This is a genomic window from Mastigocoleus sp. MO_188.B34 (assembly GCF_030065675.1).
Taxonomy (GTDB): domain Bacteria; phylum Cyanobacteriota; class Cyanobacteriia; order Cyanobacteriales; family Nostocaceae; genus Mastigocoleus.
In genome coordinates this window covers 24,587-44,861 of sequence record NZ_JASJDK010000073.1, presented here as the reverse complement: position 1 = coordinate 44,861, position 20,275 = coordinate 24,587, and the positions used below count along the sequence as shown (strand labels likewise).

The window sequence follows — 20,275 nt, the reverse complement described above, 5'->3', positions numbered from 1 at the left end:
TATTAGAAGATATATTGAGGAACAGCGGCATCATGACGTAACCTAAGATTGACTGCACGTAAACGTGCTAACTCGTTCTACATCTCCCGCCTAAAGGCTGGGAGTTTTGAACTTCGACAAGTTCTATAAATCCCATGTTTTAACTAGGCAGCTTCCTGCAATTGAGGTTGTTCGCTCACTTCAGCAATATTAAGTGCAAGCTGTTCGGCTTGAGGTGCTTCGGCTTTCTCTAATACTTTTACTTCAATATTGACACTAATTAAGTAGTTACCTGATCGAGCATTAACTGCTTCTGCAATTAATTTCGCCATTTCTGGGCGTTTTGCGCTCAAAACATCCCGTAACACACATCTGTCCCATTCATGCTTAGCTGTAGGATTGAGGCTGAGAATGTAATGCTTAACCATAAGATATAAACCCTTAACCTTTTGATTCTGAAGTTAATCCAGCCTTATGGATTACTATACATTCATTTTAGTACAAAAATACTATAAAGTGCGATTGACTCAACTTCCATCAATGATGTGGATCTGATTCACAACGGAATTATTGAAGATGTGCTCGGATGTTACTGGTGAGTTAAGTTAGCGTGGGACTTGCGCTGTTCTCTCTCCCTGCTCCCTTTTATGGCGAAGAGGAATCCTAAAGGAATCTGATATTCAAGGATATTTGGTAGTGCGATCAAAAACTAAGCAAATATAGAAAAATACTAAAAAACGTTCCAGCTCCTGGGGAACGTCTGAAGCATTTGTTGCAAGAATCTCTCTCACACCTGTATTGTATGTGTTGTGTATATCTTTGCAGTACGGATATAGGATTCAAATTCTCACAACAACTTTGCTCTGAGAAAAAATGGTAGCCAAAAAGAAATTGTGAACTGACAGAACTTAACAAAAATGCGATGCAAATTTAGTTGGTTGAATTAATTAAAATGCTAAGTTTTTCTCAAGACAATGGGAACCATTTACTTAAATACCCACTTTGGTAATCAAAGAATGAATTTTTATGCTAAAGTATCGACTTGCAAAAATGGGACGCCAGTAAAATCGAATTTTTCCCAATAATCTTAAATACTGATGAAGTAATTTAAACTAGAGATTTAAGTTTTTCAGTTACTACATCTTAAGGTTTCGTATTTTTCTAAAGGTAAATTCTGCGCTACTTGCCGGATATATTTATCAAAAAATACCGTAACAGGGAAATTTATGACCCAAATCATTAATAAATCTCGGTTGTATCCATACATATTGTAGGTGTTGCAAACACTACACTAATCCTAGTCGTGCTTAATTTAACACCACTTATATTGGTAGTGACTAATTTTTACCCTTACTGGAGTAATTAGATGTATAGACACAACTGAATAGAAATTAATCTCCTGTTTCATTGCTATTAAATCTTTTACGAGCCAACATTCCCATAAATAGACTTGTAGGCTTTCTCCCTGTAATTGTTGGTTCCTGTAAGTTATTTGAGAATCCAGTTACAAATAGAAAACACGATCCTGTTTTTCTAAAGAATGTTGATTCTTGTGCGGTTAGCCATTAATGATTCGACTATACCTCTAACAGCAGCAATCATTGCAATTTCACTATTGAGTTGGTTGATTGCCGAACCTACACCTACACCAGCCGCACCAGCCGCAACCGCAAGAGGTGCTGTCACACTGGAGATACCAGAAGCACATAATACCGGCACCGAAACAGCACGAGAAATTTCATAAGCAGCAGCCAAAGTAGGGGCAGCTTTCTCAATTAATCCTAATGTTCCGGGATTATTGGGCTTACTGCTAGTACCACCTTCAGTCTGAATAATATCTGCACCTGCTTTTACCAATTCTTCTGCTAATTCCACCTGTTGATCCAACTTAAGAATGTGAGGAACAGTGACAGAAAGAGTAATTTTCGGAAGAAGAGCACGAGTTTCTTTTGTGAGTGCTAACACTTCTTCAGCTTCGAATTTACGCCCTTTGGCATAAAAAGAATCAAAATTACCAATTTCAATGAGATCCGCACCAGCATTTACAGATGTAACAAATTTTTCTGCTTCTACTGCCGATACACATATAGGTATATTCGTCAATAGTTTTACTGTCTTAACTAATGCAGGATCTGCAGCAATGTCAATGAAAGTAGCACCACCATGATGTGCTGCTTGAACAGTCGCGGCAACGCTTTTGGAATTGAAATTATTCAAACCACTGATAACTTTTAAAGCATTGCGGTTGAAAAATGCACGTTGCAAAGAATGATGCATCGTCATAGTTATTCTCTTGAGGCTTTGAAAATAAAAATATTTTACCCTTTCCCTGTAAACAAATAATATCGTATCCTCTGGAACACTTTATTATATGTGTTGAACTTATGACTCAGATTTTTTTTACATTTTACAACCATGGAACAGCAAATCACTAAAAAGCTACCAAAAGTTCATAGGTATTGGGGTATTTGAGTATAAATTCCATTTTTCTGCGCAAATACTAGAAAAAGGAATCAAGTAGTAGGTAACTGTAATAAAAACATACATTATTGTACTATATATCACCTACAATTTATAGTGATTATAAGTTTTGTCTGGAATTTGCTTCTAATTACTGACCATTATTTACACTTTTGAGTTGTAGAAAACAAAAGGAGTGAAGAATTAACATTAGAAGAACTCGGTTATTGGATCGATTTCCTTTAAAATTGCTACACGTCGCTTATAGAAGGGAACAGAAAACTGGGAACAGCGCGGCGACTAACCCGCGCTAATTCATCAGCGCTATCCGGTGCAGCTAACCCGCAGGGTGGAAAAGCTTTAACTTTCAGATCGGGAAAGATGCAAGATACTACCTTTTTAAAGGCTATAGTTATTAACATTAATGTTTCCAGCTGTTAATATCACATTTCATGTCAGAACAAGTTATCTGGGTACATGGGGATTGTTTGAGTCCGAAAAACCCAGCATTTGAGGAATATCCCAACTCTCCCGCAGTCTGGATATGGGATGACGCACTGCTCGAAGAATGGCAGATTGGTCTTAAACGAATTACTTTTATTTATGAATGTTTATTGGAGTTACCTGTCACAATCCGTCGTGGTGATATTGTCAATAAAGTTTTAGCTTTTGCGGTAGAAAATAATGCTAGTAAAGTTATTACTGTCGACACTCCCAGTCCTCGCTTTGATAGTATTTGCGATGAAATTGAACGTTACAAAAAATTAGAGGTGTATGAGACCAAGCCATTTTTTGACTATGACGGTTTCATTGACCTCAAACGCTTTTCTCGTTACTGGAAAGTCGCCCAAAAGCATGTATTTGATTAATTCATGATTTAATAAATCTCAAATTTTATTAGGTTTGCAACTACCAAAGGTTATATATCAAAAAATTATCAGGAAAATTATCGCGAATGTGAAGCATACTTGAAATTTTAACTAGCTTTTTCCTCTGGTAAAGCGATCAATGCTAATTCAATTCGATCTTCACCGACTTCTGTAATTTCTACGTCTACCCCGGGACCAAAGTACTTAATCATTTTCTCGTGTTTTTCTCTCCAGACATCAATAGAAAATTCTGGGGAGTTAAATTCTAGAATAATCGTGTAAGCACCTTCTGTTTCTGTTTCTCTTAAACCAGTAACTTCAGGTAAATCGTCATCCGTTGAACCAAGACCTAAGTAAGATAAGGCTCGATCAAAATGTACATTTTGACCGTAACAATATCTGGTAATGTCTTTGCGAATTTTATTCTGAGTTATGGTCGCTTGTTTTTCCCGTAATGCCAAAATCTCTGGTGTGGTTGGTTGGGTAAATTTTATTGGTTTGAGTTCGTTAGCTTTTAATGCTAGTCCTCCAAGTAATAAAGGAAAACCATAAAAAAATCCAGCAAGGTTAAGGGTCGCATTATCCGTAGCGTAGGCGACAAAACCAACTATGACAAGAACTCCACCAATGCTTAGACCCAAAGTCCCTAAAGAAATCTGGCGCAACATAATTTTAATTTTTGTATTAATTATTATTACTTCATTTTTACTATCATCGTTTATTATAAGTACCTTGCCAAGATATTTACTTATGGAGCAATGATAGAAGGTTAATTAACAAGAAAAAGCTAATTGTAATTATCCAACCCAACTACCAGGCATCTATAATTTCTTTAAAGGTAAAGCTAGTAAAGTAAAGTAGGGATAGAGCTTTAGGCTGAAAAAAATTAATTTGTGTTGGAGAGTAATGATGGACGCGCAGACAATCAAGGAAAAAGTAGTTGAAATTAGAAGTAAAAGAGATTATTTGCTAGGTCTTCTTGAAAAACCAAATTTAGGTACTTTAAGAATTGACGTAAATCAAGCTTTAGAAGAAATGGATGAGTTGATTGACGAATATGAACGTACTTTTAATGAATCTGAAAATAATCGATCCTAAATTAGATTAAAAGCAATAGTTAACCCTGGAAATTGCGCCGGTAGTAAAACCCAAGATGTACTACCGACGCATTGGTAGAAAACACATATGCGACTTCCTATTGACCCTGAAACGATTTTGTCTATGTATTGATAAATAACTTGCAAATATGCTCGACCGTTCGATCATGTTACTGAATTATTTATACTGTTCTCCCCCAATTTTTTAATCAAAGAGATTAGTTCATTTGTAGGGGCATCTTTTTTACAAAAAGCATCCAAACTAGCTGTTACTTTTTTTTCATGATATTTAGTTTCTTCGAGTGAAGAATAAGCAATTATTTTTGTATCAGGAACAATAGTTTTGATCTGATTGGAAGCAATCCAACCATCCATTACTGGCATTTGTAAATCCAGGACAACCACATTTGGTGGGAAACGTTTGACGATGTCTATCGCTTCTTTCCCGTTTTCTGCCACACCTACAATCTGAATATTTTCTTCACGAGAAAAAGCAAATTTCAGAGCTAAACGAGTAAGTTCGTGATCGTCAACTATTAGAACCCGCAAGATAGAAGACTTACAGGATAACATTAACATTGAAGTAAAATTAAACTCAATTTACAGTAACTTTTATAGTCTATGCGAACATGCACCGCAACTGACTCTATCCTATGGTTGAATAAGTTTTAATTTTATAATTAAAGCTAACAAGAGTTAATCAACTGATACATTAGGACTACCTCAATATTTTTTGCAATTTAACTATCTGGTGAAAATTAATTTTGCTTTGGACTGATTAAATTAGGAGGAATTGTAGCTGAAACTAATACCATAGACATAAGTTTTTTTTGGGAGACAGCTTCTGGACAATCGCCGGGACGTCGTTGGATATAACTACCATCAGACTGTAATTCCCAAGCTTGACGGTTATCTGCTAACATCATCCCTAAAATTTCCTGTAAGTCTTTTGCTATGTCAGGATCTTGTATGGGGGTGATAGCTTCTACTCGCCGATCTAGATTGCGGGGCATCCAATCTGCGCTACCGAAGTAAATTTCTTCGTGTCCGTTATTGTAAAAATAGAAAATCCGCGAGTGTTCTAGGAAACGACCTACAATACTGATTACACTGATATTTTCACTAATATTTTTCAATCCAGGACGCAAACAGCAAGTTCCCCGTACAATTAAGTCAATTTTTACTCCCGCTCGCGAAGCTTCATATAATGCGGTGATAATTTGTGGGTCGATGAGGGAGTTCATCTTAGCTACAATCCTTCCAGAAAGCTCTTTTTGGGCATTTTCTATTTCCCGATAGATCAAATTCATGAAGCGATCGCGCATATTGACCGGAGCAACCAACAACTGTCGGTAGGATTTTTGCCGGGAATAACCTGTTAAGTAGTTGAATAAATCTGTTAGATCTGCTCCTAAATCTTCACGACAGCTAAGTAAACCTAAATCTGTATAAAGTCGGGCTGTTTTCGGATTGTAGTTTCCGGTTCCAATATGTACATAACGACGGATGCGTTCTTTTTCTCGTCGCACTACCATAACGATTTTACTATGGGTTTTCAGTCCCACTAAACCATAAACTACGTGAACTCCTACACTTTCTAAACGTCTTGCCCAATAGATGTTATTTTCTTCATCAAAACGTGCTTTCAATTCAACTAAAACCGACACCTGTTTGCCATTTTCCGCGGCTGCAATTAAAGCATCTACAATTGGTGAATCACCGGAAGTCCGGTACAAGGTCATCTTAATTGCTAGTACGTCGGGATCGTGGGCCGAATCTGTAATAAATCTTACAACAGAACGGGTAAAGGATTGGTAGGGATGATGTACTAATAAATCTTTCTCTCGGATCACAGAAAAAATATCCTGACCTTCATCAAGCTTAAGTAATCCAGAACCGGTATTAGGTTCTCTAAGTACTTGTAGTCTTGGATGTACTACAGAACGCCAAGGTTGGTCTTTTAATTCTGGAAGTGGGAGTGACAAGAAATACATTAAATCTCGCAATCCCAAAAGACCTTCCACCTGATAAACATCGCTATCAGACAAATTCAAATCTTGCAAAAGTCGGTTACGAATAATTTCTGGAGTTTGGGATTGAAGTTCTAAGCGAACCGGAGTTCCGCCAACTCGACGCTTGCGTAATTCTTGTTCGATGGCTAAAAGTAAATCATCGGCTTCATCTTCTTCTAATTCCAAGTCAGCATCACGGGTAATTCGGAAGGGGTGATATTCTTGAATATTCATCCCCGGAAATAAATACTCTAAATTGTGAGCAATTGCTTGTTCTAGGGGAACACCCGTCCAAACAATGGATTTACCGTTGCGGTTACTGCTTAAATCAGATGGTAAGGGTATAAATCGGGGTAAGACTCTGGGAACTTTGACTCGAGCAAAAAATTCCTGTTCGGTTTCTGGATTTTTAATAACAACAGCTAAATTTAAACTGAGGTTAGAAATATAAGGAAATGGATGACTGCGATCAACTGCAAGAGGGGTAATAACAGGAAATATTTGTTCTTCAAAATAATTGTTTAAATAATCCCTTTGCTGCTCGGATAGATCTATGTAGTCTAGGATATGTATCCCATGTTTTACTAGTTCGGGACGGAGTACTTGCTCAAAATGTTGGTTGTGTTGAGTAACTAAAGGACGTAGTGCAAAGCTAATTTCATCTAGTTGCTGTTGGGGAGTGCGCCCATCAAAAGTTAATTTGCTTACTTTTGCTTCTACCTGTTGCTTTAATGCAGCAACCCGCACCATAAAGAACTCATCTAGATTTGAACAAAATATTGCTAAAAACTTCAGACGCTCTAGGAGAGGAGTTCGTGGATCGCAAGCTTCGTGGAGTACCTTGCTATTAAATTCGAGCCAACTCAATTCCCGGTTGAGATAATATTTGGGATTGGTCAAATCTATTGGATTATTAATGTTCTGATTATCAAAGTTTTGATTATCAATGTTTTGATTATTAAGGTTCTTTTTTGACTTTGGCATGATTATCTGAGGGAAATTGGGTAATGGGCAATAGTGGGCACTAATTTAAGTCATTGACTAAATTTTTTGATTCCCTTGAAGAAAGTATTTTATATCTATATGGTTATGGTAATTGAAGTTGGACATGAAATTGTCCCTTCGCAAGATAATTAAACCAAACACTAGGTGAAAGGTTTTGATGCAAAGTAAAATTGCTGTTCTAAATTGCTTGAGATTTACCATTAATTACCAATTCGAATATCCCGATCTCTAATCCCCAAATCTCGATCTCTAATCCCCAAATATCAATTTTTCTTGCTTTCTTTCGTTGCTGTAGAAATAGGTAGTTGCAGATTCTGGTGGTAAACAAATTCGTTGCGAATTTCTATGTTGCGTTTGGGTAGCTGTCTTTGATTACTTAGGTTTTCCTGAGGAGAAATCTGTAATGTATATTTGCCAACAGGAACTCCATCAAGGCGATATAGACCAAATTTATCCGTAACGCCGGATAATACTCTTGCCCCAGAAGGATTTATTAATTCTATTCTAACTTGGGATATTGCTTTACCTGCGGTATCAGTAATTCGCCCCGCAACACCATATTCTATTCTCGTTGGAAAATTAAGCCGGGTTACCGCAGAACTAGCAACTTCAGCTACCATACTAGTCTTTGGAACTGCTATTTCTATTGGTAGCTCTTCTGTTTCTAATTCCACCACATGTAGACCTACTTTTAAATTCCCAATAAAGAAATTGCCATCCTTGTTAGTTTTTGAACTACCGACCAAATTATTATATTTGTCATAAACCCTAACAATAGAGCCCTCTAAATCCCAATTTTTCTTTTTATCTTCTATTATTAATTTTCCAGCGATCGCGCCTCGCTCTTTACCAATTCCACTAGCTCTTGCTGGTGCAACTTTACCACCTGCAAAGGATAGATCCGAGATCAATGACACAGACAAGCTACCGTCATCTAAACCACCAAAACCATTCCTAGCCCTCGAAGGAATTCCTTGATAATCAAGTCTTGCAAATAAACCGGGAAGTACTTGCATGCTTGCACCTACCAATGGTCCGAATTCACCATCGCTGTAAGCTAGTCCCAAATTCCAACTGAGTTGTTGTAAACTTCTGGGGGAACGACCAAAATTGACTGAGTAACGGGGAGCTAAACCTTGACCGAATTCGCTTCCCAGAGATACTTGGTAATTACGATTTAAATCGTATCTTAAATTGGAAATGTAGGCATCACCATAGGTATTAAAAGATAATCTTGTGGAGTTACTCGGTCTAAAGAAAGCGTTGAATAAATAATCTCCATTGATATCTGGTCTACCGTTTAAAGAGAGAGTCGAAAAAGGTCTAGCAAAAAAAGTTGGCAAAATATAATCTGCTGAGCTACCTCCATCTTGACGACTGCGACCAATTACACCCAGGCTGAATTTATTACTAAAGCGATATTTTGCTTCCAAGCTGTGGTTAAAGCGTTCTCCGGTACTGTTAATACGATATCCTTCAGGTAAAGACTGGGAATTTGCATTGATTTCCAGCTTATCAAATTCCATATCCAAGTCCGCAGCATAACCAAGTTCGCCACGGGAACTACCCACACTAGCAGATAAAATGATTGGATTGGCTAAACGCCACACCAAACCAGCTTGTCCCTGTAAAGCATCAGGAACTGCTTGCAAGGAACCCTCAAGAGTCAGATTATTAGTAAGACCTTGGCGTAATTGATAAAAACCAACTGGTTTTCCTTCATCAGAAGAGGTGTAATCATCAAATAAACTATCTTGAACCAGGTTACCGTTAAATCCTAAACCTGCTAGTTGGACATTACCTCCGGATGGTAACAACAGGTCAGAAGCATTCAACCTAACGGAACGAATATCTCTAGGTACACGTAAATCATTGCGATCAAAGATTGCAATTTCAATTTCTTTACTTTGACCCACAGGTAATCTAACATCAAGAAATTCATATCGCCCGTCAAACCCTACTTGCTGTTGGGCTATGGGAATACCCCCAACTCTCAATTGGACAAAACTAGCTGGTGGGGCTTGACCGCGAAAGGTTTGTACTGGTCGAGAACGTCTAGGTACGAGTTCGTTAGCATTATAACTTGGATTAAATCTATCTTCAGGGAGATTACTATAACCAAGTTGAAACCCAGTAAGACCAACTCCATTAAGGAGAGGGTGCAAACCTACTCTTTGTTTACCTACCTGATAACGAAATCGACCGTCACGTTTGTAGAAAAAATATTCGGAAATATTTGGCTGATTCTCAAAGTTATTATCTAGACGTAAACGGAAAGCACCGCCGAAAATTCTACCACCCAATTGGCTCGAACTACGTAGGAGAGTATCTCCCCTGCTATTATAAAAATTAAATTCTTGCTTCAAACTAGAAATTCCGCTTCTAGGAGCCAAAAAATCAGGTTTTAAATCTATTCCTTCTCGTCTTCTTTGTTGAGAACCTCCACGCCAAGGTAAATCTGCTAGTAGACTTAAATCGGCAGTGTTTAATTCTAAATCTATCTTGAGCTTTTCTTTGAGAACTTCTTTACTAACGTAAATAATGCCATTAATCTGTTTGAATAATTCAGGCTCAATATCTACAATTCCCAAAGGACTTTGAACCTGAAAATTATCATTATTTACTTCAACAGTAAATTCAGCAATCTCAGCAAAGCTTTCTAAAGGTATCAGTAAAGTATTATCTAACTGTAGAATATCTAAAGTACCGACTTCCCGACCATTAATTATTATTCCAACTAAAAAAGGTTCTCCGGGTCTTTGTGCTAGTTGAAGTGAAGATTTTTGATAATTTTGAGTGTTCTCATTATCCCGTAGTGCTTCCTGCTTTTGATTCGTTAGTCTTCGAGCAAGACTATCGGTAGTCTTTTTTGGATTATTGGTATTATTCTCAGAGTTAGTTTCAGTTTTTAGGTTATTATTCGGCTTTTTATTTGTTGATATATTTCCTTGAGAAGAAGCAATTTCAACGGAGCTTTTACCGTCGTTACCTAATTTTATTGCTTCGCTATTTGATTGCTGTAAAGAAGTAGATATAGCAGTAACAATTAACTCTTGAACTATTGATATAAATTTAACAGCATTAAATTTAGTATTTCTAGAAATTTTTGTACTATTAAGATTATATTTATGTTGCTCTAACTTTTTGGCACTATTAATTTCTTCAGTATTAGCATCTTTTGAGTTTGGAACTTTACCAATTTTTAAATCACTAATAATGATTGGTTTTTTAAGGGATGGTTCTTTGATGGTTTGTGATTCAAGGTCAACTGCACTATTATTATTAGTTATATTATCAATAGAAGCATATAAAGAAACGCTGATAATTTCTTGAACAGCAGTAATAATTTTCCCCACTACATTTTTTTGCGCAGCCTTTTGAATTGCTAATTCTATTTCAGAATCATGTTTTTTTGGAAATGTATCTTTCTGAGAATTATTTTGGGTATTTATATTTTGGGGAGTTATATGTTGAGGATTTATATTATGATTTTTTTCTTGTAATAATCTATTAGTAGCTGATGAATAATTTAGTTTAATGGTATTGTCAACATTTTTAATCAAAGATTTTTTAACTGCAAAACCTTTTGATTCCTCAGACTTTTGCAGCTTTTGAGCGACTAGATATTTGTTCGCAGACACCTTATCAGATGTCATCATTAGAATAATTGCTGGGGGTGTAGGTGGTAAAGCTGGGTAGAGCATATCTAAGTAATAAAATTCAAATAACTAGCCAAAATATCCAGCTGTGAACTCTAATTAAAAGAAGTTAAAAATAGCTTGTATGATTTTGCAATTTTGCAATTTTTTAAATCTTCGACTTTTCAAATTTTTAGAGTACAAGTATCTTTAAGTCTTCTTATAAACAGAATCAAAACTTTTCATTTACGGACTTAGAAGTATTAGATAAAGGCGGAACAATAAAAGGAATTCCCTTATCAATGAGAGTTCCACTTAAGTCACCATTAATATCCAAAATGTATTTACCTGGGGATAAATTTTTCGCTATTGGAAGTATCTGTTGACGACGATTTGCAGGTAAAACAGGCTTGATTTTAATTTTTCCTGCAGCTAACACATTAGCTGGCAATTTTATTTTTGGTTTATCTAAACCTGGTATATTTTTAGTTGCTTCTGCACCTGGGTATTTAGCCGCTTCCCAGATTGCATATTGTCCATTCATCCGGACATGGGCATTTCCTTTACTGGAAATATCAAAAGCCGCTGTTATCAAACCATTAGATTTAGTATCTATATTTACAGAATTAAGAACACCTACTCTTTTTACTTCACCAGAATAAGCATAAATAACTACCCCCATACTAGCAACAGTAATTAGAGAGTTTTGATCGGGATTTTTATTTTTTCGTGGAATTTCTTCAAGGTTGATGATTGCTCGATGTTCTCCAGGAGCTAGCTTAACTTTGGGACGAATAGCAAAGCGAATTGTTTGTTCACCACCAGGAGGAATAGTAAATCGAGAGGGGGTAAAAATAATAGCTTGGTCTAAAGTCTGCTCGGTGGATTCTATTTCTTTTAATTTACTATTTTCGTCCAGATTCCAGGAGCGGATATTAGCCTTCATTTGTACTGGCTGATCGTCAAAATTTTTAATTTTGAGGGAGTGAGAACGTTTTTTACCACCAATGGGGATTTCAAAGCGAGGGGGGCTAATACTAACCTCAATTCCATCTACACTCTCGATCCCAAGTGTTAAAAGTGCAATTAGACTTAAACCAATACTTTTTAATTTATGTAACATTTCAACCTTTATACTCTTTACGGATCGAAAAAAATATTTTAGGGATACCTTTTACAAACAACTACTATCGTTGCGTTTGACGCATACTGATATTTGTCCTTGATAACTACCTGCATTCCCAGTTTTAAATGCATCGCCAAACAGCAGGCGTACGCCTCCTTCTACTACAGTTGTGCTGGTATTAGGGTCGCTGGATACTTCCCTGATATCCAAGGGTTCCAGCGTCACATTCAGAAAGGGATTGCCATTTTCATTAGAGGTTGTAATTGTGTATTGGGCTACTAGGTCAGGTACATCTTCAGTTGGAACTCGCATTCGCCAAAGTTGTGGTAGCTCGCGGGAAATTACTTCATTAAATGAGGGAGCTGCGAGTAACTGTTCTTGAGTGCTTGCAGTTCCGCTCTGGCTTGGTAAAATATCTTGCGACCTTAAAGGAGAAATATTTACAGGTTCGGAGCTAAAAGATAATTCATAATCACTGCTAGGATCGGGTGGTGGTGACGTTTGTGCCATAACTTGCAATTGAGGTATGACTAAAAGTGCCATAACCATCACCCAGTAGTGTTTCAAGTTGAGTTGGCAACTCATGGTATTTAAAATTTATGTTGCAGATATTTCTTTGAAAGTAGTGTTGGGAAGGGAAAATAATATTGTGTTTGGATTAGTATTGTGTCCGTATTAAATATTTGTCATTAAGTTTTCCTCGTTCTCAACTCTGTTCGAGGGAATTTGTAGAGTCTTCTGATTACTTTGAGTTTTCTTTTTACAGGAATAATCTTATTTGGATTTTGCCGGAAGCAGGCGATACGCCTGCACCCGAATAATTTGTACCCAAATAATTTGTAATTATATCTGGATTAGAGTTGTGCTTCTGCTTTCACTCTAACCACACCTCCGTTATATGTTCCAGTAGCAGTAGCATTTGTTAGATTGAATGTAAAGTTAGCACCACCAACTAAAGGTTGAGTTGCCGTTGGCTGTCCATTAGGTTCAGTAGCTGTAACCTCAGTAATTATTGCAGTAGATACACCATCTGTAGTGTTTGTTAATGTATCTTGAGTTGCTTCAATACTTACATTTACTTCTGTACCGCTATTAGCCCAAACAGCGTAAAGTTCTTTAACTTGTTTTTGTACTGCTAATAATTCACTTCCATCAGTGAGGGATGGTCTTGGGGTCACAGTAAGGCTAGTATTACCATCTGTTGTGGGATTTGTATCGAAATCTTTATCGTTTGCTCCTAAGTCTCCTTGAGTAATATCTAAACTGATATTCTCAAAAGTCCGCAAGAACATTGTTGGTTGAATAGTGATTTCAACATTGACCTCTTGCTCTACTGCATTTGCAGGTACACCTGCAATAATGCTACCAACTGCACTTAAGCTAGCAGCAATAATGGCTAAAAATTTGGTTTTCATTAAAATTGTCCTTCAGTTTTGTGGTGTAAATGTTGGAAGTTTAATTAACTCTCTTTTTCCCAATCTTCAAAACTAATTGGATTATGCTAATTAATTTTTGTTTTTAGATTCCCTGGTAATCCCGAGAGTCGAGGGTCGAATTATTCTTGCAAATATGAGATTTCTTACAATTTTAAATTTCTAAATAGGTATATCACCCCCTTAATCAATTAAACTAAATACTTTAACGTTTATCTCATAATAAGCCGCAAAAAATTACTTATGATTCATAACATTCAATATTGATGTGGAGTTATTATTGATGATGTAATTTATATTTTTGCAATTTGCGACCAATACATGTTTATGGGGCGTTTAACCGCAAATATTAGCCTTAAAAGAATGAGATAAACTAAATATATATATGAGTAAATTATGAATAAATATAGTATTAGTTCTGTATGAAATAACTTTTGATTCAATAAAATATATTTGAATTTTTTGTTGAGTAATAAATGCAACAATTAAGGTGGAAAAGTTAAATTTTCGGATTAAAATCTATATCTCCACATATAAATGATGCAATCGAAATGCAAATATAAATTCATAATTAAGCACTATTATGAATTTAATTAAAAACCAAGATAAAAAGTGTCAAAAAAATACATATACTATTGTTTTGTAACAAGTCTCCTTTCCTGTGGAGTTACATAAAGAATTTAACCTCTGTGACTAAAAGATTACTTCAGTAATAATATGGAATTATTAGTTAACTAAATTGAAAAATAATTAGTATTAATACTTAAGTAAACATCTAGGTTTATATGTCCCTATGTAGATAACACTTATCTTATTAGACCCAAAAGGCATATTCAATAATTTTGAGATAATGATTTTTCCATTTATATTGAGCGATCTACCAGTAAAAATACCAAGCCCTCCAAGAATATGTTCCAAGCAACTCGGCGTCGTCTAGCACTTTGGTATACTGCTATTACAGCAGTACTTCTATTACTTTTTGCTAGTGGTGTTTATTTGTATGTTCGCTCGACTTTAATAGAACGAATCGATGACACTTTAAATCATGTAGTCGAAGTAGTAGAGCGATCGCTAGTTATAGAGTCAGTAAGTCTAGGCAATAGTAAATATAATAAATTACGTGTTAACCCTGAAGCCAGCTTTCGCAATAATGCTGAGTCAGTGGAAGACGACCGCATCGATTTGGAGTGGTTTAGTCCTAATGGTAAATTACTTTGGTCTACTTTCTCGGAAGCTTTGGATGTTCCAATTCATGCGAATCGTGATGGTGAAACGGTTCGCATAATTAGATCTAATAACAGTTCAGATTGTAGTGATATTTCAGTAGACTGTAACTATAGTATTTTACTTCGCCAAGTAACTGAAAGAGTAGAAATAGGAAGGCAAGTTTTAGGTTATTTACGTGTTAGTCATCCTTGGTTTGAAGTAACTAAACCCAGTCATCAACTAATATTTGATTTAGCTGGAGGTAGTGCTTTGATGTTACTTTCTGTTGCTGCTAGTGGTTGGTTTTTGGCTGGAAAAGCAATGGAACCGGTGGGAGAATCATATCAACGTCTCAAGCAGTTTACTGCTGATGCTTCCCACGAATTAAGAAGTCCGATCACTCTAATTCAAACTAATGTTCAAGTCGCACTTACAGATTTAGATTTAACAGAATCAGATGACTTGGTAGATCGAAATTATCGCCAACAACTAAAAGTTATCGAAAGACTGACAAAAAGATTGGGAAAATTAGTTAATGATTTGTTATTTCTTGCGAGACAAGATAGCGGTATCAATAAAAATACTTTTTCTTTTTGTCCCTTGGATGTATTATTAATTGAATTAGTTGAAGAACAACAACTATTAGCAGCAGAAAAAAATATTTCTTTGACTTTGGAGTTGATCGAACCTCCCATTAGTGAAAATGATTCTGAATTACCGGATGATTGGTTCTCTTTGAGGGCTAATTCGGAACAATTAGTGCGGCTATTTACTAATTTAATTAGCAATGCTTTGCAATATACTGATAGTACAGGAAAAGTCCAAGTAGAGCTAATGCGCCTAGAGTCGAACCATCGAGTATCTGGATTGCGTGATCGTTATCCTCAATTGCAAGTTAAAGTTAGTGATAATGGAGTAGGTATTCCTCCAGAAGCTCTACCGAGATTATTTAATCGTTTTTATCGGGTAGACCCAGCACGCGTTCATCGCTCGAGTAATAAACAAATTGGGGCTGATACAGGTTCGGGATTAGGGTTAGCGATCGCCCAAGCGATTGTGGAGTATCATCACGGTCAAATTCAAGTTGAAAGTACTGTGAATCAGGGTACAACCTTTACTGTTTATTTACCGATAATTCCCGAATCTTGATATTTAAGTGTTCAGAGACATCCTATTAAAATGTCTGTCTCTAAACCTCTGAAAATTAATGAAATCACTCAAGGCTATTAGCTTCAGTTTTAAGCAGTTTCGTAAAACTTACGCTTGGAAATATGTAAATTTTAACCTTGTTAAGACGTAAGTTGCGTACTAAAATTTTGAGTCCAATAGTCTGTATAGTTGACATGACCAGTGTCATTTTCTAAGTGGTAGTAACCAATTCCTATTTCCTTGTAATAGGGATTAAGAATATTTCGACGATGTCCGGGACTATTCATCCAGGCTGCAACAACAGCTTCAGGTGTAGAATATCCTGCAGCAATATTTTCTCCAATGTAGGGATATAGATAGTCTTGTGCTTCTGCTCGTTCAACAGCAGAAGAACCATTGGGACTTTTATGACTAAAAAAGTCATTAGTAGCCATATCCAAACTATGATTTTGAGAAATTTGACTCAATTTTGTACCCAAAAGTAATGGCTCTAAGCCAAATTTAGTACGTTCTTGATTTGTTAGTTTTAAAACTTCTTGGATAAATTCGTCATTACCACCAGTAGGTATTGGAGTCTGTGGAATAGGAGTTTCTAACGGAGTAAGTTCCGATCTATTGGGTGTTGCAGATAAGCTCAAATTGTAATGTGTAGAGTCACCTTCAGGCTCGAGATAAACCTCTATATAAAAAGTACCAGCATCTAAATTATTAATGATGAGTGATTCCTCCATCGTTCCTGGATTATTCATTCCAGCAACAATTTCACCACTAGCATTAAGCAAGTTTACACCTGCATTATGTTTTAAACCGTTAAGTGTCAGATTGAACTCATTACTTGTTTCTTCTAAGGTGAATTTATAGATATCTTTCCTATCATTATTACTAACAGCCTCTCTCCATGTAACTAAATTGTAACTGAGAAAAATATGGCGGGAACTCTCAATAGTATTTCCTGCAGCATCTTCAGAAATATAGTTACTAGCCATACGACCTTCGGTCAAGCCATCAGTAATAAAGTGTTCGTAGGCTGTTTGATAGTTTAAATTATCTCTTCTAAAGTCAGAATTGAAGGTTAAATAGGGTTGCACATCAAATGATTCCGATGAAGCTCGACCTTCACTCAAACCATACATCCGAAAATGTTCTAAAAGTTGCTGGTTAGTAAGATCTGCATTTGCTAATTCTGGGTTATTATGGCGGTAAAAATTAGGGTCAAATGCAACTGAAAATCTACGTCCTTCATCCAAGCCAGAAATCACAAAATGTTGTAGTAACGCTGATTTATCATTACCAAACTCTGTTAATAAATCCGGATTATCGGCTAAATAATAATTAACATCAAAAAATTGAGAAAATCTCCTTCCTTCTGCAACACCGTAATTTTGCAGATGTTGAAATAATTGTTCGTTACTAAAAAAAGTTAAATCATTATTATTTTGGCGATAAAAATTCAAATCCCATAATTCAGAAAATTGACGCCCTTCTGAAATTCCGTAGTTTTGCAAATGTTCAAAAGTATCTTTATTGCTAAGGTGACTCAAGTCACTGTTGCTAGCTCGATAAAAGTCTAAATTTACTAAAGGGGAGAAGGATAAACCTGCTTCTAAACCATGGTTTTGAAAGTGAGACCATAGGTCACTATCACTCAAACTTTCTAAGTTTGGGTTAGCAGAGCGATAAAAACTCGCATCAAAAATATTGACAGGCATAGGTTAATAGGGAACACAAATTACTGGATATTTTCTAGGTAGAGCACAGCCTATGCCACGTGGCTGAAATTAAAAGTTATTTTCCTTGGAAATCGAAATTAAATTATAGTTTATATTTTTTAAATCGTCATTATAAGGAAGTGTTATTAGGTTAATTCTTACATAATTATGCAATGATAGCTATTTAAGCTCCTACATCAAATTAAGAGTTAACTAAGAATTCTTATTGAATTGACTTTTTTGAATTTAACCAGAAATATTTAATATTCAAAATTAACAATAGATAAATGTAGTGATGTTCTTGTTAGGACTTACGCAACTGGCATATTTTTCCTGTAGGGTGTGTGACGCTGTAAAAATACCTGAACGTAAGAATCAGACTTATAGCGTCACGCACCAACCACCAATTGTGATACTTGCGTAAGTCCTGCTTGTATCAAATAATGCATTTATAGAAATAGAGACGCAGTAACGCGTCTCTAGAACCAGTAATAAAAATAAACTGTTAATCAACGTTTACTAATACGGGTAATCTTGTCGAGTAACAATAACTCTTCTCTAGTATCTTCTAAACTTTTTGCAAGTAAAATGGCTCTTTCGTAAAAATTGCGAGCTGTAGGATATTGACCCATTTGCTCGTACAGTTTGGCGTAAGACTCAAATGATTTCAACTCTTCCCGAACATTGTTGAGTTTTTTCGCTATATTCAAACGTCTTTCGAGCAACTCAAAAGCCCGGTCATAACGCTTCACAGAACTGTGAGCAGTTATTAGTCCATCCATCGCACGTAATTCATTTGAGCGATCGCCAATAGTTTTTGCAATTCGTAGTGCTGCACCATAAGTAGCAATGGTCTGTTGATAATTATCAACTAAGAGGTAAGCATCCCCTAAATGATTGAGGGTATTTGCTTCCCCTGGGTAGTCGCGAGCTTGACGACGAAAATTTAATGCATTTTCATAAAGCTCTATGGCTTGCTTATGATTTTCCAAACGAAAATTTGCTAGACCTAAATTACTTAAAGACAGCCCTTGACCTTCAAGGCTTTCAATATTACGAGCAATGTTAAGGGCTTCTATAAAAGTTTGAAGTGCGGGATTAACATCGCCTTTTTGCATCAATAAAGTACCGACGTTATTCAGTGCAAAAATTTGAGAGCGAAAGTCTTTGAGATCGCGAGCAATTGCTAAACGCCGGCGAATAGCATTTTCAGCTTGTTTGGAACGACCTAATTTTACATAGTTTTTGCCTAATAAATCGTAAACTAAACCTTGAGCTTTTATGTCTCCAGTAGAATGATAAATTTCTAAAGCTTGTAATAATAAATTTACTGCTGAGTCTAGTTTCCCTTGTTGTAATTCCCGTCGAGCTAAACTTACCTGTTGATCGCCTTCCTCGCGTAATTGAAATGAATTTTTTACATAGGGTGAACCATGAAGTTGTTCCGTTACTTCAGCAGCATTTACTGTCAAAGGAGCACAAAAAACACTCACAAGCAAAATCTTGCACGTCAATAGTATGGTCTTTGCCCAATTTTTTTGACCTTTACGGGGTAATTCTTGAAATTTATTATGCTTCCCAGTGCAAGAAAAGAGATATTTCCAAAACAGATATTTCAAAAAGGCATTTTTCATAAAATATTCCTACTTCATAAAATATTCCTACAATGATGCAGGTTTGAGTAATTGAAAAAAGTATTAAAAAAGTAATTGAAAGACGGTAGTTATAAAGAAGTAATTAAAAGAAATTAATTAAAAAATATTGAAAAAAAAATTGATTGAGTTTCACTGCTATTAGACACTAGAGTTTAAGTTTCGCTCAGGTAGATGTTGCGAATATCTAATGGTAATTTTTCTTCCAGTAAAGAGTATCCTTCTCGAAGTAAATTAGTTACTTCTGGTGGAGAAATTTCTTCTCCTTCTGCTTGTAAATAAGCAGCAATTCTAGTTTCGCTCCAATGAAAAGTTTGTGCCATCAGTAAAATTAATCTCAGTTTGGGCGATAGTTGTTCTAACGCTTGTTCGACATAACACCAAAGTGGTGGAGAAGTATCTTTAATCGAGTAGTGAATGGCTTCCGTAGGGGGTAATTCTGTTTCATTGATAGAGTAAGCAGTCATATCGATCAGCCAATTCTGCAAAGTCATAGCTTCCTGCTCTGGTTTAGAAACATTTAAATCCAAACCGCCCAATTGGTAATAAATATTCCGCCAGGTCAAAGCAAACAAATAATCTGCTTGCACCGGAGAACGTGCTGAATGTCGAATTAAGGTGTAAACAATAGGGCTATAGCGGCAAAAAATCGCAGTAAAGTATTTACCAGCATCCGGATGAGCAACAAACAGATTCAACAGTTCCAAATCACTGTGATGGAATAGTGATTTGACTAATGGATGATTTGCTTCAGAAAAACTTGGTATTTGCACAATCCTAGTTTGAATATATTGGTACTATAAGGGTAGTGGCTGATTTATGTTCGATGGTAAAGTATCTTGCTTAGCATTAACAGATCGTAGTTAACAGCAAGACTTAGCAGGCAATTGATACACTATAGAATACAGACTTAAATTTAAGTCGAAATTTGCAAAACGAA

Annotated in this window: 16 protein-coding genes; 3 read left to right on the top strand and 13 right to left on the bottom strand. The window is 36.1% G+C overall.

Going from position 1 to position 20,275, the window contains the following annotated elements:
- Positions 1-143 precede the first annotated feature (143 nt).
- The 3 genes from QNJ50_RS17645 to QNJ50_RS17635 all read right to left on the bottom strand — a co-directional run bounded on the left by QNJ50_RS17645 (position 144) and on the right by QNJ50_RS17635 (position 2,861).
- Positions 144-407, bottom strand: coding sequence for a hypothetical protein (locus tag QNJ50_RS17645; RefSeq protein WP_300637553.1), 264 nt, complete (start codon positions 405-407; stop codon positions 144-146).
- A gap of 1,105 nt (positions 408-1,512) precedes the next feature.
- Positions 1,513-2,262 (bottom strand): DUF561 domain-containing protein, encoded by a 750-nt coding sequence (locus QNJ50_RS17640; RefSeq protein ID WP_300637551.1) that lies wholly within the window; start codon positions 2,260-2,262, stop codon positions 1,513-1,515.
- A gap of 428 nt (positions 2,263-2,690) precedes the next feature.
- A complete protein-coding gene (locus QNJ50_RS17635; protein ID WP_300637549.1) occupies positions 2,691-2,861 on the bottom strand; it encodes a hypothetical protein in 171 nt (56 codons plus the stop codon).
- 30 nt (positions 2,862-2,891) lie between these two features.
- On the opposite strand from QNJ50_RS17635, the gene QNJ50_RS17630 reads away from it, so the two are divergent.
- A complete protein-coding gene (locus QNJ50_RS17630; protein ID WP_300637547.1) occupies positions 2,892-3,308 on the top strand; it encodes a hypothetical protein in 417 nt (138 codons plus the stop codon).
- Between the two features lie 107 nt (positions 3,309-3,415).
- Here QNJ50_RS17630 and QNJ50_RS17625 read toward each other — a convergent pair whose 3' ends face one another.
- Complete coding sequence (locus QNJ50_RS17625; RefSeq protein WP_300637545.1) at positions 3,416-3,976, bottom strand: DUF2854 domain-containing protein; 561 nt, start codon at positions 3,974-3,976, stop codon at positions 3,416-3,418.
- A 241-nt stretch (positions 3,977-4,217) separates the two neighbouring features.
- On the opposite strand from QNJ50_RS17625, the gene QNJ50_RS17620 reads away from it, so the two are divergent.
- Entirely contained in the window at positions 4,218-4,406 is a 189-nt protein-coding gene (locus QNJ50_RS17620) for a hypothetical protein (RefSeq protein WP_300637555.1), read from the top strand.
- Between the two features lie 164 nt (positions 4,407-4,570).
- Here QNJ50_RS17620 and QNJ50_RS17615 read toward each other — a convergent pair whose 3' ends face one another.
- The 6 genes from QNJ50_RS17615 to QNJ50_RS17590 form a co-directional block, all read right to left on the bottom strand.
- On the bottom strand, positions 4,571-4,984 hold the full coding sequence (locus tag QNJ50_RS17615) for a response regulator transcription factor (protein WP_300637543.1): 414 nt from the start codon (positions 4,982-4,984) through the stop codon (positions 4,571-4,573).
- 179 nt (positions 4,985-5,163) lie between these two features.
- Positions 5,164-7,401: a polyphosphate kinase 1 gene (gene ppk1, locus QNJ50_RS17610; protein WP_300637540.1), complete on the bottom strand. Its 2,238-nt coding sequence runs from the start codon at positions 7,399-7,401 to the stop codon at positions 5,164-5,166.
- Between the two features lie 284 nt (positions 7,402-7,685).
- On the bottom strand, positions 7,686-11,126 hold the full coding sequence (locus tag QNJ50_RS17605; RefSeq protein ID WP_300637538.1) for a carboxypeptidase regulatory-like domain-containing protein: 3,441 nt from the start codon (positions 11,124-11,126) through the stop codon (positions 7,686-7,688).
- Between the two features lie 166 nt (positions 11,127-11,292).
- Positions 11,293-12,183 carry a fimbria/pilus periplasmic chaperone gene (locus tag QNJ50_RS17600; RefSeq protein WP_300637536.1) on the bottom strand — a complete coding sequence of 297 codons (891 nt, stop codon included), beginning with the start codon at positions 12,181-12,183 and terminating at the stop codon, positions 11,293-11,295.
- 51 nt (positions 12,184-12,234) lie between these two features.
- Positions 12,235-12,729, bottom strand: a complete 495-nt coding sequence (locus tag QNJ50_RS17595) for a hypothetical protein (RefSeq protein ID WP_300637534.1) — start codon at positions 12,727-12,729, stop codon at positions 12,235-12,237.
- 311 nt (positions 12,730-13,040) lie between these two features.
- Positions 13,041-13,601, bottom strand: coding sequence for a hypothetical protein (locus QNJ50_RS17590; RefSeq protein WP_300637532.1), 561 nt, complete (start codon positions 13,599-13,601; stop codon positions 13,041-13,043).
- Between the two features lie 927 nt (positions 13,602-14,528).
- Between QNJ50_RS17590 and QNJ50_RS17585 the strand changes: the two genes are divergently transcribed.
- A complete protein-coding gene (locus QNJ50_RS17585) occupies positions 14,529-15,974 on the top strand; it encodes a HAMP domain-containing sensor histidine kinase (RefSeq protein WP_300637530.1) in 1,446 nt (481 codons plus the stop codon).
- 140 nt (positions 15,975-16,114) lie between these two features.
- On the opposite strand, the gene QNJ50_RS17580 is transcribed toward QNJ50_RS17585, so the two are convergent.
- From QNJ50_RS17580 to QNJ50_RS17570, 3 genes are all read right to left on the bottom strand, one after another.
- Positions 16,115-17,683, bottom strand: coding sequence for a CAP domain-containing protein (locus tag QNJ50_RS17580; RefSeq protein ID WP_300637528.1), 1,569 nt, complete (start codon positions 17,681-17,683; stop codon positions 16,115-16,117).
- 509 nt (positions 17,684-18,192) lie between these two features.
- Positions 18,193-19,176, bottom strand: a complete 984-nt coding sequence (locus tag QNJ50_RS17575) for a tetratricopeptide repeat protein (protein ID WP_300637526.1) — start codon at positions 19,174-19,176, stop codon at positions 18,193-18,195.
- A 314-nt stretch (positions 19,177-19,490) separates the two neighbouring features.
- Positions 19,491-20,108 carry a sigma-70 family RNA polymerase sigma factor gene (locus QNJ50_RS17570; protein ID WP_300637524.1) on the bottom strand — a complete coding sequence of 206 codons (618 nt, stop codon included), beginning with the start codon at positions 20,106-20,108 and terminating at the stop codon, positions 19,491-19,493.
- Positions 20,109-20,275: the final 167 nt, after the last annotated feature.

What these genes read in the sequence shown, in the direction of transcription:
- QNJ50_RS17625 (WP_300637545.1), bottom strand. Translation starts at nt 3,976, where the DNA reads ATGTTGCGCCAGATTTCTTTAGGGACTTTGGGTCTAAGCATTGGTGGA.
- QNJ50_RS17620 (WP_300637555.1), top strand. Translation starts at nt 4,218, where the DNA reads ATGGACGCGCAGACAATCAAGGAAAAAGTAGTTGAAATTAGAAGTAAA.
- QNJ50_RS17640 (WP_300637551.1), bottom strand. Translation starts at nt 2,262, where the DNA reads ATGACGATGCATCATTCTTTGCAACGTGCATTTTTCAACCGCAATGCT.
- QNJ50_RS17580 (WP_300637528.1), bottom strand. Translation starts at nt 17,683, where the DNA reads ATGCCTGTCAATATTTTTGATGCGAGTTTTTATCGCTCTGCTAACCCA.
- QNJ50_RS17615 (WP_300637543.1), bottom strand. Translation starts at nt 4,984, where the DNA reads ATGTTAATGTTATCCTGTAAGTCTTCTATCTTGCGGGTTCTAATAGTT.
- QNJ50_RS17600 (WP_300637536.1), bottom strand. Translation starts at nt 12,183, where the DNA reads ATGTTACATAAATTAAAAAGTATTGGTTTAAGTCTAATTGCACTTTTA.
- QNJ50_RS17585 (WP_300637530.1), top strand. Translation starts at nt 14,529, where the DNA reads ATGTTCCAAGCAACTCGGCGTCGTCTAGCACTTTGGTATACTGCTATT.
- QNJ50_RS17630 (WP_300637547.1), top strand. Translation starts at nt 2,892, where the DNA reads ATGTCAGAACAAGTTATCTGGGTACATGGGGATTGTTTGAGTCCGAAA.
- QNJ50_RS17605 (WP_300637538.1), bottom strand. Translation starts at nt 11,126, where the DNA reads ATGCTCTACCCAGCTTTACCACCTACACCCCCAGCAATTATTCTAATG.
- ppk1 (WP_300637540.1), bottom strand. Translation starts at nt 7,401, where the DNA reads ATGCCAAAGTCAAAAAAGAACCTTAATAATCAAAACATTGATAATCAA.
- QNJ50_RS17590 (WP_300637532.1), bottom strand. Translation starts at nt 13,601, where the DNA reads ATGAAAACCAAATTTTTAGCCATTATTGCTGCTAGCTTAAGTGCAGTT.
- QNJ50_RS17595 (WP_300637534.1), bottom strand. Translation starts at nt 12,729, where the DNA reads ATGGCACTTTTAGTCATACCTCAATTGCAAGTTATGGCACAAACGTCA.
- QNJ50_RS17635 (WP_300637549.1), bottom strand. Translation starts at nt 2,861, where the DNA reads ATGTTAATAACTATAGCCTTTAAAAAGGTAGTATCTTGCATCTTTCCC.
- QNJ50_RS17645 (WP_300637553.1), bottom strand. Translation starts at nt 407, where the DNA reads ATGGTTAAGCATTACATTCTCAGCCTCAATCCTACAGCTAAGCATGAA.